At 37.3% G+C, this 15,505-nt stretch carries 14 protein-coding genes; 12 read left to right on the forward strand and 2 right to left on the reverse strand.

The window, feature by feature from the left end:
• Positions 1-24: 24 nt before the first annotated feature.
• The 6 genes from AAC073_RS16175 (at position 25) to AAC073_RS16200 (ending at position 7,835) form a co-directional block, all read left to right on the forward strand.
• Positions 25-801: an SDR family oxidoreductase gene (locus tag AAC073_RS16175; protein WP_339924832.1), complete on the forward strand. Its 777-nt coding sequence runs from the start codon at positions 25-27 to the stop codon at positions 799-801.
• Positions 802-868: 67 nt separating this feature from the next.
• A complete protein-coding gene (locus tag AAC073_RS16180; RefSeq protein WP_339924833.1) occupies positions 869-1,462 on the forward strand; it encodes a hypothetical protein in 594 nt (197 codons plus the stop codon).
• Positions 1,463-1,714: 252 nt separating this feature from the next.
• Positions 1,715-2,413 (forward strand): hypothetical protein, encoded by a 699-nt coding sequence (locus AAC073_RS16185; protein ID WP_339924834.1) that lies wholly within the window; start codon positions 1,715-1,717, stop codon positions 2,411-2,413.
• A gap of 317 nt (positions 2,414-2,730) precedes the next feature.
• Positions 2,731-3,738: an NAD(P)-dependent alcohol dehydrogenase gene (locus AAC073_RS16190; RefSeq protein WP_339924835.1), complete on the forward strand. Its 1,008-nt coding sequence runs from the start codon at positions 2,731-2,733 to the stop codon at positions 3,736-3,738.
• Between the two features lie 148 nt (positions 3,739-3,886).
• Complete coding sequence (locus AAC073_RS16195) at positions 3,887-5,086, forward strand: alpha/beta hydrolase-fold protein (RefSeq protein ID WP_339924836.1); 1,200 nt, start codon at positions 3,887-3,889, stop codon at positions 5,084-5,086.
• A gap of 223 nt (positions 5,087-5,309) precedes the next feature.
• Positions 5,310-7,835, forward strand: a complete 2,526-nt coding sequence (locus AAC073_RS16200) for a tetratricopeptide repeat protein (RefSeq protein ID WP_339924837.1) — start codon at positions 5,310-5,312, stop codon at positions 7,833-7,835.
• A 57-nt stretch (positions 7,836-7,892) separates the two neighbouring features.
• Here the strand turns inward: AAC073_RS16200 and AAC073_RS16205 are convergent, their stop codons facing one another.
• Positions 7,893-8,393: a tail fiber domain-containing protein gene (locus tag AAC073_RS16205; RefSeq protein WP_339924838.1), complete on the reverse strand. Its 501-nt coding sequence runs from the start codon at positions 8,391-8,393 to the stop codon at positions 7,893-7,895.
• Between the two features lie 408 nt (positions 8,394-8,801).
• Here AAC073_RS16205 and nfsB point away from each other — a divergent pair, with 408 nt between their 5' ends.
• Both nfsB and AAC073_RS16215 read left to right on the forward strand, forming a co-directional pair.
• Positions 8,802-9,461, forward strand: coding sequence for an oxygen-insensitive NAD(P)H nitroreductase (gene nfsB, locus AAC073_RS16210; RefSeq protein WP_339924839.1), 660 nt, complete (start codon positions 8,802-8,804; stop codon positions 9,459-9,461).
• Positions 9,462-9,473: 12 nt separating this feature from the next.
• Positions 9,474-10,379, forward strand: coding sequence for a zinc-binding alcohol dehydrogenase family protein (locus AAC073_RS16215; protein WP_339924840.1), 906 nt, complete (start codon positions 9,474-9,476; stop codon positions 10,377-10,379).
• 302 nt (positions 10,380-10,681) lie between these two features.
• On the opposite strand, the gene AAC073_RS16220 is transcribed toward AAC073_RS16215, so the two are convergent.
• Positions 10,682-11,299, reverse strand: a complete 618-nt coding sequence (locus tag AAC073_RS16220; protein WP_339924841.1) for an NAD(P)H-dependent oxidoreductase — start codon at positions 11,297-11,299, stop codon at positions 10,682-10,684.
• A gap of 95 nt (positions 11,300-11,394) precedes the next feature.
• On the opposite strand from AAC073_RS16220, the gene AAC073_RS16225 reads away from it, so the two are divergent.
• From AAC073_RS16225 to AAC073_RS16240, 4 genes are all read left to right on the forward strand, one after another.
• Positions 11,395-12,300 (forward strand): LysR family transcriptional regulator, encoded by a 906-nt coding sequence (locus AAC073_RS16225; RefSeq protein WP_339924842.1) that lies wholly within the window; start codon positions 11,395-11,397, stop codon positions 12,298-12,300.
• A gap of 191 nt (positions 12,301-12,491) precedes the next feature.
• A complete protein-coding gene (locus AAC073_RS16230; protein ID WP_339924843.1) occupies positions 12,492-14,024 on the forward strand; it encodes a sulfatase in 1,533 nt (510 codons plus the stop codon).
• A gap of 16 nt (positions 14,025-14,040) precedes the next feature.
• A complete protein-coding gene (locus AAC073_RS16235) occupies positions 14,041-14,547 on the forward strand; it encodes a GNAT family N-acetyltransferase (protein WP_339924844.1) in 507 nt (168 codons plus the stop codon).
• A gap of 211 nt (positions 14,548-14,758) precedes the next feature.
• Positions 14,759-15,475, forward strand: coding sequence for a hypothetical protein (locus tag AAC073_RS16240; RefSeq protein ID WP_339924845.1), 717 nt, complete (start codon positions 14,759-14,761; stop codon positions 15,473-15,475).
• Positions 15,476-15,505 lie beyond the last annotated feature (30 nt).

The raw sequence follows: 15,505 nt of genomic DNA on the forward strand, positions 1-15,505 counted from the left end.
AATTTTTTAACTTTACTAAACCCAATGAAAATTACCAACACGGAAGCTGCTCCAGTAGCCTTAGTCACAGGAGCTGCTGTGGGAATCGGCTTTGAGATCGTGTTTCTGCTGGCTTCCAAAGGATACAAGGTCATGTTGAATGACTTGGATGAAGTACTTACCACAAAGGCCTGTGAAAAGATAAATGACTCCTTTCCGCAGTCATGTAGCGGAATTTCCGGAGATGTTTCCGAAACCCGTTTTATCGAACAAATGGTGCAACACACCGTTGAAGCATTCGGTGCAATAGACGTAGCAGTAGCCAACGCAGGCATCACTTTATTTGGTGATTTCCTCACTTACAAAGAGGCTGATTTCCATAAAGTAATGCAGCTTAACCTGGCAGGCAGCTTTTTCTTGGCCCAGCAGGTTTCCTTGCAAATGATCAGACAGCAAAAAGGGGGTAGCCTTCTTTTTATGTCTTCCGTCACCGGCCATCAAGCCCACAAAAACCTGGCGGCCTATGGCATGAGCAAAGCTGCTTTAGAAATGCTCGCCAAAACCTTGGTTGTAGAACTTTCCCCCTATAAAATCAATGTAAATGCAGTGGCTCCCGGTGCCACCATGACCGAACGTACCGCTTCGGAAGAAGGCTATGAAAAAACCTGGTCAGAAATAACCCCCATGGGAAGGCCTGCATTCCCTAAAGACATTGCCGAGGCCGTAGCCTTTCTGGTTTCCCCGGCTGCAAGACATATCACAGGCCAGAGTTTGGTCATAGATGGAGGGTGGACTTCTACCAGTCCCTCGCCTTATCGGTAGGGATAATAAATCCAGACCCATAAGGTTTTTAAAACCTTATGGGTCTATGTTCTAAAATGTAACAACTATGAAAGGGCTAGTAAAATTTGAACCGAGTAGCTACTATCATGTCGTAAACCATGCGGTAGGTAGCGAAAACCTTTTCAGATCTGATGAAAACTACCGGTATTTTCTACGAAAATATGCGCAGTACATGCCTTCGGTGGCCAGTACCATCTGTTACTGCCTTATGCCCAATCACATTCATTTTTTAATCCGAACCATGGAGGATGAAGCTGCTCAAACCCATCCAAAATTCAAGGGCGACTTCCATAAGTTGGTTATGCAAGAATTGAGCAATCTATTAAATGCCTATGCAAAAGCTTACAATAAAAAATATGGACGAAGAGGAGCGCTTTGGATAGACTATACGAAGCGATTTAAAATTGAATCAGACAGTTACCTTACTTCGGTCATTAATTACATTCACCAAAACCCTGTAAAACATAGATTTACAAAAGATTTACGAGATTGGACTTACAGTTCATACGGGTCTCTTCTTTCCGAAAAAACTACATTGCTCGCAAGAAAGGAAGTAATAAGATGGTTTGGGGGAGCAAAAGAATACGCTAATTTTCATACCTCCAACATTGCGAAATTGCTCGAAGAATGGGAATATTAAACCCGAAGCAGAAGCCGACCGCTCTGTGTAGCGAATTTATGACTTGACGCCAAAAGAGATCGTAATATTTAACAACTCACCTTCCACAGGCTCAGGGTGCGGGAACACCAACGAATTATTGACAGCATTTTGAGAATTAGTCTTATTTGACGATAATGGTATGAAAAAGCAGCTGATTAGAAAAATAAATTCTCGAAATTTGGAAGGTGATATTACTTTCTACGAAGAATCAAGATTTAGTTACTACCTATTATGATCAGTAAATCTCCTGTCGAGAATCAAATTCTCTACGTCACTAATTTTCAAGACTTTCTTTCCACGCCTTTTCATGGAAATAGCAATGCGATTTGTTGGTCGCGTAAGCTAAATGGTGATTTTTCTGAGATTGTGAATCAGGTAGCGCTTAATGAAAATATGGCCGAACTTCATCCGGATGAGCTTCTTGAACTTCAATTGAGTGAACAAGGGCAGTTTGCGCGGGAAATGCTTCTACATGATTTGAAGGTCTTGAAAGCACATGGTGCCTCTCCCACACTTAATGTGATTCAGTCTTATGAAAGGGATGATAGCTTCCCGTTTTTCCCAACTGATGTTTATTCCTTTCATGTAGATCGCGCGCCTATACCAGTCGACACCTTTTTATGCACTTACTATGGAGCGTCAAGTGAAATATTGCCCAATTCACAAGCCGAACGAAAAGTGCTTGTTCCCGAAATCCGAGAAGAACTTAAAAAATTATATGATGGGGATGAGGATTATTTTGAATACTTTTTAAGTGAACAGTTCTTTGACCTCCACTACCTAGCCAAAGCCAATGCACAACCAATAAGCTTAGGCCTTGGGCATTTATGCAGGTTGGCCACGGATCACCCTAATCGTAAAGTTCCTCCTTGTATTCATCGTGCCCCACAGGAAAAAAATAGACAGAAGAGGTTATTGTTAATCTGTTAATCCTAGCTTAGAGGGAACCTAGAGAATAATGTGTTGCCCAATTAAGCCCCTTCGACAGGCTCAAGGAACATGCTCTTGGCCTATCCTAGATGAATTATTGAAGTTTGCGGTGAATTTAGGCTGCAGTTTTATTTTGACCTTTACCAATAAATTAGGTGTTGGCTCAGCTGGTTTTTTCACCCTAAATCCTTAAATTGTTAATTAAAAAGAATTTATAAACACCTGGTACATAACCTGTGTGAAACCTGAATAAAAACATAGGGCCTACAGATGCTATGCGTAATTCACAAAACAATACACCCTAACCACGATAGATTATGAAAGTTAATGGATATGCTGCCTCTGAACCAAAAGCAAAACTCACACCTTATTCCTATGACTTAGGAGAGATCGGTACTGAACAAGTTGATATTAAAGTTCACTATTGTGGCATATGCCATTCTGATTTGAGCATGATAAACAATGATTGGGGAATGACTCAATATCCACTTGTTCCTGGTCATGAAATAATTGGTGAAGTAATCGCGATAGGTAATGCTGTTAAAAATGTAAATGTCGGTGACAAGGTAGGCTTGGGCTGGATGTCGGCATCTTGCATGAGTTGTGAACAGTGCATGGATGGTGAACACCATCTTTGCGCGCAAAGCGAGGCGACTATTGTAGGGCGAGATGGTGGATTTGCCGAAAAGGTTCGTGGACATTGGTCATGGGCCATACCACTTCCAGAAGGCATTGACATGAGCAAAGCCGGACCTCTACTGTGTGGAGGGATAACCGTTTTCAATCCTATCATTATAGCTGGCGTTAAACCTACAGACAAGGTTGGTGTCATTGGGATAGGAGGCCTTGGACATATGGCGCTTAAATTTTTAAAACACTGGGGATGTGAAGTGATTGCTTTTAGCTCAAACCCTGCTAAAAAGGATGCCATATTGAATATGGGTGCCAGTAGCGTGATTGATTCCACCTCTCCCGAAGAATTGGAAAGTATCCGTGGAAAATTAAATTTCATACTGAATACAACCAATGTATCCTTGGATTGGAATTCCTATTTGACTGCATTGGCACCAAAAGGAAGATTTCATACAGTAGGAGCTGTTTTGGAACCGATGGCCATTCCTGCCTTTAGTTTAATAATGGGAGAAAAGTCGGTAGGAGGAAGCCCCATAGGCAGTCCTGCATTGACCAAAACAATGCTTGATTTTTGTGTAAGACACAATATTTATCCAGACGTTGAGGAATTCCCCATGGAAAAAGTAAATGAAGCAATTGAACACCTTGAAAATGGCAAAGCACGATTTAGGATCGTATTGAAAAATAAATAGGTACTTTCAATACTGACTACAAGAATTTACCTGTTCCTGTCTACTGATGAACATCCTTTGGATTTTTGCGCAGGTGAAGGAGGTTTAAAGTTTCACTTAACTGCTCATAACCTAGACATAGGTCGCCATTCACCTCACCGGATCGCATATGAAAAAGTTTATGATTATCTCATTTCTCTTGATTCCTACCCTGTATTGTAATGGCCAAAAACAGGATAAGATCACTATTGGAGTAATTGACAGTATCTATTCGGAAATTCTCAGTGAGCAACGCAAAGTTTGGATTTACATGCCAGATTCCTATAATTCTCAGGCCGATTTGAGGTACCCAGTTTTATATCTTCTTGATGGTGATGTCTATTTCTATTCACTTTCAGGGATTGTCAAACAATTAAGCTCTTTTGGCAATACTGCATGCCCAGAAGCTTTGATTGTTGCCATCCCAAACACCAATCGAGATAAAGACTTAATGCCCTTTGATCCTAATGATGAAGAATTTGACTCTAGCGGTATTGAACGATTTACCAATTTTATAGAGAAAGAACTTATTCCTTATATTGATGACAAATACCTAACGCTTCAACATAGAACGTTGATTGGTCATTCTTTAGGTGGCTCATTTGTCCTTAATACATTAATCAATCATCAAAGTTTGTTCACCAACTACTTGGCAATCGACCCAGGACTCAAGTTTCATAATTATCGCTTCTTCAATTACGCAATTGAAAAAATCAGAAACAACAACTTTAAAAACAAATCGCTCTTCATGACCGTGGCAAATACAATGCCTGAAGCCATGGATACCCTTACAGTCTTAACAGATACAACCTGGACAACGGCTACTATCCGATCAAACTTAAAGTTCGCAAAGGCAGTTGAAAAATTCACGAGTAATGAATTGGATTATCATTGGAAGTATTATTCTAATGAAAATCATCTAAGTGTTCCGACAATCTCAGAATTTGACGGCCTGAAATACTTTTTTAAATGGAAAGTAATTGACCTTGACAAGATAATAAGGACTAATCCCTACATTTCCGGGGAATCCTTTTTCAATAAAGTGGTAGACCATTACCGGAATGTGACTGAGAAACTAGGATTTAAGACATTGCCGAATCATGAACAAATGGATGATCTGGGAAACTATTACATGCAAAAAGAGGATTTTGATGAGGCGTTTCTTTTCTTTCATTACAACATTGAGAATTACCCCAACAATTCAAAATCTTATGATTCCATGGCCAATTATTTCCTCGCAACAGAACAATCTGACATGGCTACTGAAATGTTCAACAAGGCAATTGAAATCAATGATACTCCTCACGCTACCAAAAACCCGAAGAATTGAAGAAAGGGCCACAAATCGGGTAGACAATCGTAAGTCAAAAGCATTCAGTACTTCTCATAATGTACTACTGAGTTTCCTTAAGACGACCAATAGTATTATCCCTAGCTAAAAAGGCTCGGAACGTTTTCCCATTACCTTAAAAAAATTGCACTTTACCATGATAATTTCTCAAAAGTAATTCAGTATATTACATGAGGTATATAATGAGAAAATTAACAAGTCCATGAAAATTAATAAATCCTACCTCCTATTTTTATTTACATTTTTTAGTTTTTTTTTATTTGCGCAAAATACTAGTGGGAAAATTTTTACAGCTACTTTTCAGTGGAAGCCCGAATATGGTAAAAATGGTTGCGATGCAGCAGTGAACTTAAAACTAAATTATTATTTGAAAAACGACAGGCCTTGGGTTGACATTTCGTATACCATTGAAAAAGGCAATACTGTCTATTTTGAAGGTAAACAATATTCAAGGCAGGAATTAGGAGAAGAAGCTTACGGTCCAATAAGGGTGCAATTCCCAAGGTTTGTAGTTGATGTTTATGAAGGAAGTAATTTTATAACTTCAATTGGCTTCGATAGCAAAGGGAATATGACCTATGGTGGTGATTGGCTAAATATCTTTGAAGGCCATGTATTTGTAGAACACAGCAATAGAACTATTGTAAGTGGAGAGAGGGCCAAAGAAGTTTTTTTAAGCAATTCATTTAACATTAAAAATATACGGCTCACCTATTTGGATGCAGTAAATTTTCACCTCGTTGAAATGTATGCTTTAGGTGAAAAGAGTAGCAGTGGAAACAATACAAATGCTAACGCTACAACCGACACCAACCAGCCAATAACGAGTTCCAACAACTATGGCTACGAAACTTCGTCATCAAACACACCATCCTACCAAAGTAGTACAAGCGCTGCAAATACACATTATCAGGATGCTTTAGCAAGGCAACAAGTTTACACCCAAAATTTAGAAGCCGCAGCTACCCAACTGGTAAATGTCGGTTTAAGTATTGCCAACGATATCCAACAGGCTAGGATTAGGAATGTTAACAGTAAAAATAAAAACATAAGTGAATATCTTGAACAAATTATTCCTTTAGACAAGGAATGCGAAGCGTTATATACAACAGATTATGCAGATTTTCTTGTAAAGGAAAAAACATTACGGCGTTATGAAAACCTAGCCATTGACAACTTGAATTGGCTTATTGATAAGGAAGGTGATGCTAGGTATCAGACACTAAAATCAGAGATTTTTACCAACCAAATAAATAGACTAAAGAAAATATTAGCATACAATACGAATCAGCTATTAAAAAACCAAAATGAACTTAAAAATATGGCGTTAATCAATGAGTTTTATAATGCTTATGTAAATGAACTTAGGGATTTCGCTGGAGATTTATCAACTAATTCAGGTTATTATAATAATAGTGTTCATGGATCAACAGGATATGGCTCCTTTAAATTTTGGAGAAATTTTATTGACGAAGAGAGGAGTGAAAGAACTCGAAAAATGTTAGCCTCTAACGAGACAAATAATTATCTAGATCCCTACCATGAAATATTTTTTTACGCAAGAAATAATTATGTAAGCGACAATTATGACCAAACATCAATTGATTTATTTGTAGCAGCCAATGATCAAACGAAAAAGGCATTACTAAGTGGTGCTATATTTGGAAGAAACTATATTAAAGATTTAGATTGGGGTGAATTGTATAAAAAAGATGATAGACTATTGAAGTTGTTTTTGGAAAGCACAAAAGAAAAGATTTATTATTATGAAATTGAATTCAATGGAGAAAAGGAAATAGAAAAGATGCCATTGTATAAATTTTTGGATTCTAAATATGGCTTTAAAGAATCAAAATCAAACGAGCTAGTAAAAGAATGGATAAAAAGTGATAAAAAATTAACCGGGAAAAATTCGGATGATTTTGTTGAAGAACAATTGGCAAAAGACCAAAAAGAAATCGATCGTAACAATGAAAAAATTGCAATCAATAATACAATTTCAAAATCTCAATTACTGTCCGAAAAGGAAAATTATAATGAAGCACTTGCGCTCCTCCAAAAAGCCAGAGAAAATTTCCCTAGCAACTATGAATTAATAATTTCTGAAGCGAATATTTACCATAAACTTAATAATAATGAGCGCTTTTTAGAACTACTAAAGGAAGGAGTAAAGTTAAATGACACTGACGATAAATTGTTCTTTAACATAGGTGTGCTGGAGCAAGCCAATAAAAATTATAATGAAGCGGTAAACTATTATTTAAAGACAATTGAGATTAATCCTAAAAATGTTGATGCTCATCATAATTTAGGATTTGTCTACAATGAACAAGCAACAGTACTTAAAAATGACATCAATAAATACATAAACCAACCTGAAAAATATGACGAAGTTTATCTTGAAACAATAGAGATTTTTAGAAAATCAATTTTTAACTACGAGACTGCCGTAAAATTAAAAGAATACGATTTCGATACACTATTTGAGATAGGATACACCTGTACTGTTCAAGCAAATGAAATCGGAAAGCAAGCCAATAATAAATTAGATGACCCTAAAAAATACGGATGGCTCTATTTGAAGAGAATGGAAATGTACACTTATTCATTATTCTTCTTTAAAAAAGCACAACAATTAGACAATACCGATGAGGACTTAAATCAAAACATAATAATCCTTCAAAAAGTTGTTGATGATTTTAATGACAAGCTTAAGAAAAAAAGTTAGGCCATTTTTAGAAATTTAAGCTACAGGACAAAAAACAATTGTTCCAAAATAATAGTCTTACTCTAAGCTTTCAATTTCACAATTTAGCATTTCGATTTTTTGCTGATTGGCCTCTATAATTTTTTGTTGCTCCTTAATTGCATTGACCAAAACAGCCATCAAGTCCATGTATTTAAGTTTTAAATGTTGGTTTGATTTATCCACCATAACCAATTCCGGCATAATTGACTGTACATCTTGGGCCATAAATCCCATACGCTTCTCCAATGACTCATCGGATTTATAATTATAAATTTTAGCATCCAGCTGCAATGCTTCGTTTAGCCCGTACTGTAGCATGGCAATATTGTCTTTTAATCGATAATCCGAACTCATACCAATACAGGCATCATCATCCGAGCAATCTCCATCAACGCAGTCTATTTGCCCATCCCCATCATCATCAATACCATTGTCGCATACTTCCACTTTTTTATCGTCATCATTCCCATCTATTGAACATGAAAACACACCGAAACATAAGATTAAAATAAAGGTAAATTGAAAACTAGCTTTCATAATGGTGGACATATTTAATTATCATAAACAATAAGATAAAGGTATACCTTCCTCAATTTAAAAATTTGAAATCAAAAAACACACAATTCATTTAATTTTGCCAAATTTATTTCTGCGATTATTTTCAAACCATGAACCATTGCTAAACAATTAATCGACTTTAACCCTTTATTTTTTTTGGGACAGGAAGACCACTTATCCTTCAAAAAACTAGCTTCAACATCCCCTAAAAACTTCTATAAATAAAACACAAGGTATCTCATTCCGGTTTTCTATGCATTTTTTTCAAAAAATTGACCATTAAACTCTAAAAAGCTAAACTATCCTTTTTGACCGTTATTGCATAGCAAATAACCTATACTTAAGTTTGCAACTATATTTTATATAGTATTCCAAAAAATAAATAATATGAACTTAACAGAAACCTTAAACTGGAGATACACAACCAAAGAATTTGACCCAACAAAAACGATATCCGATTCGGATATGGATCAAGTCAAAGAATTGTTGAGAATGAGTCCTTCGAGTACCAACTTACAACCTTGGCATTTCATTGTTGCAAATACCGAAGAGGGAAAGAGAAGGGTAGCCAAGGGAACGCAAGGTTTTTTTCAATTTAATCAACCAAAGGTATTAAATGCCTCTGCAGTAGTGGTGTTTTGCTCTAGAGTATCCGCAGATGTTGATTATTTAAAGCACCTTTCTGCGACTGAAGAAAAAGATGGCAGATACCCAAATGAGAGCATAAAAAAAGGGGTATTTGGAGCAATGTCAACTTTCTCCAACATTCATAAGTACGATTTAAAGGACCTTAACCATTGGATGGAAAAACAAGTCTATTTAAACATAGGCGGATTTTTATTGGGTGTTGCTAGTTTGGGAATTGATGCAACGCCTATGGAAGGATTAGACATGAAGGCATTGGACGAAGAGTTTGGATTAAGAGAGAAAGGTTTTACAGCCATAACTGTGGTGTCCATAGGATACAGAGCGGCATCAGATTTTAACTCCACAGAGAAAACCCCAAAATCAAGACTGCCTGAAAACGAAATTTTCACCTTGATCTAATTATAAAAGAAAATGAAAGCAATAGGATATAAGGAAAACCTTCCAATAGAAGATGTTAAATCGCTACAGGATATTGAATTGGAAATGCCAAAAGCAACTGGCAAAGATATTCTAGTGGAAATAAAAGCTATTTCTGTAAATCCGGCAGATTATAAAGTTCGTGCAGGTTTGCCCGTTGAAGGTGATCAGTGGAAAGTCATAGGTTGGGATGCAGCAGGAATTGTAAAAGAAGTCGGAGACGAGGTTAGCCATTTTAAAGTTGGAGACGAAGTTTGGTATGCAGGTGATTTTACGCGACAAGGTAGTTATGCCCAGTTTCAAATAGTAGATGAGCGTATTGTAGGCAAAAAACCTTCAAATTTGTCATTTGCTGAAGCGGCTGTCTTACCATTAACCACGCTTACAGCTTGGGAAATGTTGTTTGACAGATTGAATGTGGAAAAGGAGGATACCGGCAAATCAATATTGGTCATAGGAGCAGCAGGTGGAGTAGGCTCTATTTTGGTGCAATTGGCTAAAAAATTGACAAAACTAAATATCATTGGGACAGCATCGCGAGATGAAACAACGGAATGGTTGAAAGAATTAGGAGCAGATTCAGTAATCAATCACAGGAACAAATTAAGTGAGGAGTTCAGGAATAATAAGCTTCCTGCGCCTGATTATGTTGTGAGCCTTAATGCTACCGAACATCATATTGATGAGATAGTGAAGTTAATAAAACCTCAAGGGAAATTCGGTTTTATAGATGACCCAAAATCTTTGAATGTAATGCCTTTTAAAGGAAAAGCAGTTTCTATCCATATAGAATTAATGTTCACCCGTTCCATGTTTCAAACCGAGGACATGATAGCGCAACACAATATTCTAAATAAAGCAGCAGAACTAATTGAAAAGGGAACCATTAAACCACATTAGGTGAAAACTTTGGATCCATTAATGCCAAAAATTTACGCAAGGCACATGCTTTTTTAGAAACAGGTAAAGCAAAAGGAAAAATTGTTTTAAATGGATTTTAATTTAGCTGAAAATGGCCAAAACTCAATCCATAAAATGAACTCAAATTAAAGGCATATGGATAGAACAATTTCATTCTTACAATCAATAAATCAATTCAAATGTTACACTGAATGGTTTAACATTTCGTTCGTGCCTTAGGGTTGACAACTATAATTGAAATTTAGTGCCAAACCCGATAACGTATAATAAAGATGCTATCGTTAAGGCAATGCTTTGGTTAATTCCTTGTCTATAAAATTCATCTTGAGGAAATTTTCATAACGGCTGAGCTCGGCCTCTACATCTGCATTCTTTTCCATGTCGTGAAAATGAATGCTCCCAAGCAAGCTCAAACCTACAAATTGGTTCATTTTATGGAAACCATACAAAGGCCCTTCATCAACTGATTTTTGGTCAAAAAACTCTCCCTTGAGGCAAAAAGCTTCCTCAGGTGCATTCCAGCTGCTGGTAAGTACATACTTTTTACCATGTAAACTACCTCCGGTTCCATAATTTATGGCTGGATTATTTCTACTTCTTCCATCACTATGGTATATACCGCTTTGATGTCCTGCAGTAAACACCCTGTCAATGTATGCTTTCAATCCAAAGGGAACCTGAAACCACCACACAGGAAAGTGGTAAAAAACAATATCTGCCCACTTGAACTTTTCCACTTCTTCAGTCAAATTATATTCTTCTCCAACTTGGGTAGTCTTAACTGCAAATCCCTCTTCCGCTTCGAAGAATTGCTTGGTCTTTTCTAGTAAGGTACGATTAAACCTACCGGGAGAATGAGCAAATTGATGTCCCCCATTAATTACAAAAATATTTTTCATATCAAACCTTTTTTATTTAGGCTACAAATTTACCCCCCCTACTTTAGTATTAAAAAAATAATACATTTTATACCTTTGTATAAAAATATTAATAGATGATAAATTTGGAATGGTACAGGACCTTTGTCGCTATTTTTGAAAACAAGACCCTGACAAAAGCTGCAGAAAAGTTATATTCTTCTCAACCCGGGATGAGTGTCCATCTCAATGCACTGGAAAGTTACATTGGAAAAAAGCTGTTTATTAGAACCTCTAGGAGCATGATCCCTACAGAGGAAGGAAAACACCTTTATAGTTTCATAATTGAATCCATACAGAAACTAGAAAAAGCAGAACAGCATTTTAAGAAAACTTCAAGGAAACGCAAAGCAGTAATCAGTATAGGAATGTGCACAGAAACCTTTCAGGCCATACTAGAACCGGAAGTTCCTACCCTAAAATTTAACCTTGTAGCAAAATTTGGAGACCATAAGGATCTAATAAAAGATTTAAATAATGGTGTACTTGATCTTGTCATTACCCCAAAACCTAGCAATGAAGCATCTTTGGTTGAATATGAGGCATTCACAAAAGAGACCCTCTTGCTGGTAACGGGTAGTCAATCTTCTCTAGCAAGAATTTCTCCATGGATTACTGAAGGAAATTATGCGGAATTAGAGAAATCACTTAAAAAGGAAATATGGTACAGTGCTTCCAACGAGATGGAACATTTCAGAAGGTTTTGGTTTGATAATTTTAAAAACAAACCTGATTTCAATCCCAATTACATTTTACCAAATATCAGCTCAATTATCAGGTGCCTAGAAAATTCAGAGGGCTTTGCTATAGTCCCTGATTTTCTGGTTAAAGAAGCCCAATCAGCTGGTAAAATAATCATTGCATGGGAAGGAGAAAAGGTGGTTTCTAATATCCTGTATTTTGCTACCCGAACAGCCCTTCAAAACAAAAGCGAATTGGATACAATTAAAGAAATTTTTAAAAGGAAAATGATTTCTTATTAGGAGTTAAGCCAAAACAATTTTTTTAATTTCATTGGTTTGAAAAGACAAAAAGAAGGGCTTTATCTCATCTGCAGGTTCAATTTTTAGGTTTATATTCACCATTTATTTTAAACCAATCCAATATTTCCCGCCAACGCTTGCAGGCCTCATTAATTGCAACGAATGGAGACCCAATCAAAAAAGACCAACTTATGAAACAACTTTTTTATACCACCTTATTGGCCTTGGCCTTTGTAAGTTGTTCGAAGCAAACAACCCTGAGCCCACCAGATAAACCAAACATCGTTTTGTTTTTCGTAGATGACATGGGTTGGCAAGATACTTCAGTACCATTTTGGGATAAAAAAACGCCTTTTAACGCGCGCTACCATACACCAAATATGGAAAAATTAGTAGCAGAGGGAATGAAATTCACCCAGGCTTATGCTACACCTGTTTGTTCCCCAACCCGCATCAGCCTCATGACGGGCATGAATGCTGCCCGACATAGGGTTACCAATTGGACATTACACAAAGATGCTTTGCAGCCGATGGAAACCAATCACAAAGATTTGATTTTTCCGGCATGGAATGTAAACGGCATGAGTCCGGAACCCTTGGATCTTGCCGTACATGCAGACGCCCTTCCTTCTCTGCTCCAACTGGCCGGCTACTATACCATTCATGCAGGAAAAGCTCATTTTGGAGCCATCGACACCCCTGCTGAAAACCCAAAAGCCATCGGTTTTGATGTTAACATCGCCGGACATGCCGCTGGTGGACCCGGTAGTTATTTGGGAGAAAAAAATTTCAGTGCCAATTGGCGAGGAGGAAGTGCAGTTTGGGATATTCCAGGCCTTGAAAAATTCCATGGCCAGCAAATTTTCCTGACAGAAGCCTTGACCCTAGAAGCAAAAAACGCAATGGACACCGCATTGAATAATAACAAGCCCTTTTTTATGTATATGTCCCATTATGCAGTGCATGCGCCCATTGAAAAAGACCAACGCTACTATCAAAAATACATCGACAATGGACTTGATGAAAAGGAAGCCAGCTATGCCGCTCTTATAGAAGGCATGGACAAAAGTTTAGGAGATATCATGGATTACCTTGAAGAAAAAGGCATAGCAGACAATACCATCATCCTGTTCATGTCGGACAATGGTGGCCTAAGCGTACACAGTAGAGGAGGTGCTCCACACACCCACAATAAGCCACTTTCCAGTGGTAAAGGATCCATTCATGAGGGAGGCATCCGGGTTCCCATGATCGTAAAATGGCCCGGAGTGACGGTTCCCACCTCAGAAAATGACAACTACTTAATCATTGAAGACTTCTTCCCTAGCATCTTGGAAATGGCCGGGGTGGAAGAATATTCCACGGTTCAAACCATAGATGGAAAAAGTTTCGTTGGCATGTTGGAAAGCAATCCTTCCCAAAAGTCAAATAACCGGCCTTTGTTCTGGCATTACCCCAATGAATGGGGGCCTAAAGGGCCTGGTATAGGTGCTTTTAGTGCTATTCGTAAAGGGGATTTAAAGTTGATTTATTACCATAAAGATGAAAGTTTTGAATTGTTCAATATCCCCGAAGATTTAGGAGAACAAAACAACCTGGCAGCTAAAAAACCCGGCAAAGTAAAAGAGTTGGCCAGTCTTTTGACGGCCCACCTTAAAGAAGTAATGGCACAAATGCCCATTCATAAAGAAAGTGGAAATCCTGTCGCCTATCCTGGTGAGTAGCCTTTAGACAAGAATAATGACGGATATTACGTTTAGACAGATAGAAATAAAAGACCTTTCACTGGTTTTAAATTTATTGAAAGAAGCAGCCGAAAAAATTAATAGGATGCAAATTAACCATTGGCAATATTGGAAGAACCCTCCACGAGAAAAAGTGCTATGGATAGAAGAAGGTATTATAAACCGTGAATTCTTTTTTGTCGATGATCGGGATAAAAACAATATCGGCATGGTGAGGATGCTAAATGAAGACCTACCCTATTGGGGAAAGCAACAAGATAAAGCCATTTACGTGCATTCATTAATTGTCAAGGAAGCCTATAATGGAAAAGGAATTGGACAACGGGTCTTAGAAGAAATTGGACTTAAGGCCAAAAATGAGGATTGTCAATACTTGCGATTAGATTCAGATTCAAAAAACCCTAAGCTTTGCAAGTACTACGAAAACCTAGGGTTTAAAAAAGTAGGGATAATAGACTTGCCTTTATCTCGCTACAATTTATATGAAATAAAAGTACAATAAGCCTCCGATCAATAAAAAGAACGCATAAAAGGCTATGTGTTGAATTATATACGCGGCATCATTCTTCTTTCTTATTTTTTGATTCAATATCATTTATTTCACCCCCATTTAAACCCCTATATATGAGCGCATTAATTGACTTTTAATTTGCCTATTCCAAAATTTTTTATTACTTTGAAGTAAGTTTCCTGTGAACCATACGTCCAATGTCATGCTTCTCACAACCTACCATTTCAACGATTTTTTCCAAATATCATGTGTATGCCCATCCGTCATACAACCGGGTGAAGAACTTAAGATTTTATTAAACATCACGGCTATAAAAACTTTTGAACTTAAAAAAGTTACATGGAATCTTGATGGAATTACCAATAAAACCGTCAAAATAGACATCGAAAACCTAGGGCTAAATCAGGATTTGTTGGAGGGAAAATCACTCGATTACGAATTGATATTTTCTACCGAAGTTGGTAAAGAGGACTTTGGAGAAATAAATATGACTTTGGATTTCTCCACTGTAGATGGTTTAGAAAAAGCTTTCAGCTGGGACTTATGGATTTCCATATTTAAGAAAGTCCTCGCGAACAATAAAAATGCATTGGAGGACGATTTAAGAAAAAGGCTAGTAAATGTAGTCAACGCCAGGACTAGAAATGGGCATATTTTTATGGCGGATCATGTGCGTTTTTTCTCTGAATTCCTCAACGTTGAAGTACCTGCTGAAATCGCAGCCATTTTGACCGATGAGTTGCTACTTGAAGAAGAGGGTTTGCCAGTAAATGAAGAAATTTTCTATGCCATTGTCACAGGGCAAACTCAATTTTACGGAATGGAAAAACTGGAGTTGATCTATGAAGAATATTGTAATGAAAGTGATGACAATTTCGACATAGATGATGCCCGAGAAGTACCAACAAATCCTATTTAATGGAAATTTAAGACCAACCTTAAAGACAAA

It is taken from the genome of uncultured Cyclobacterium sp., assembly GCF_963977555.1.
Classification (GTDB): domain Bacteria; phylum Bacteroidota; class Bacteroidia; order Cytophagales; family Cyclobacteriaceae; genus Cyclobacterium.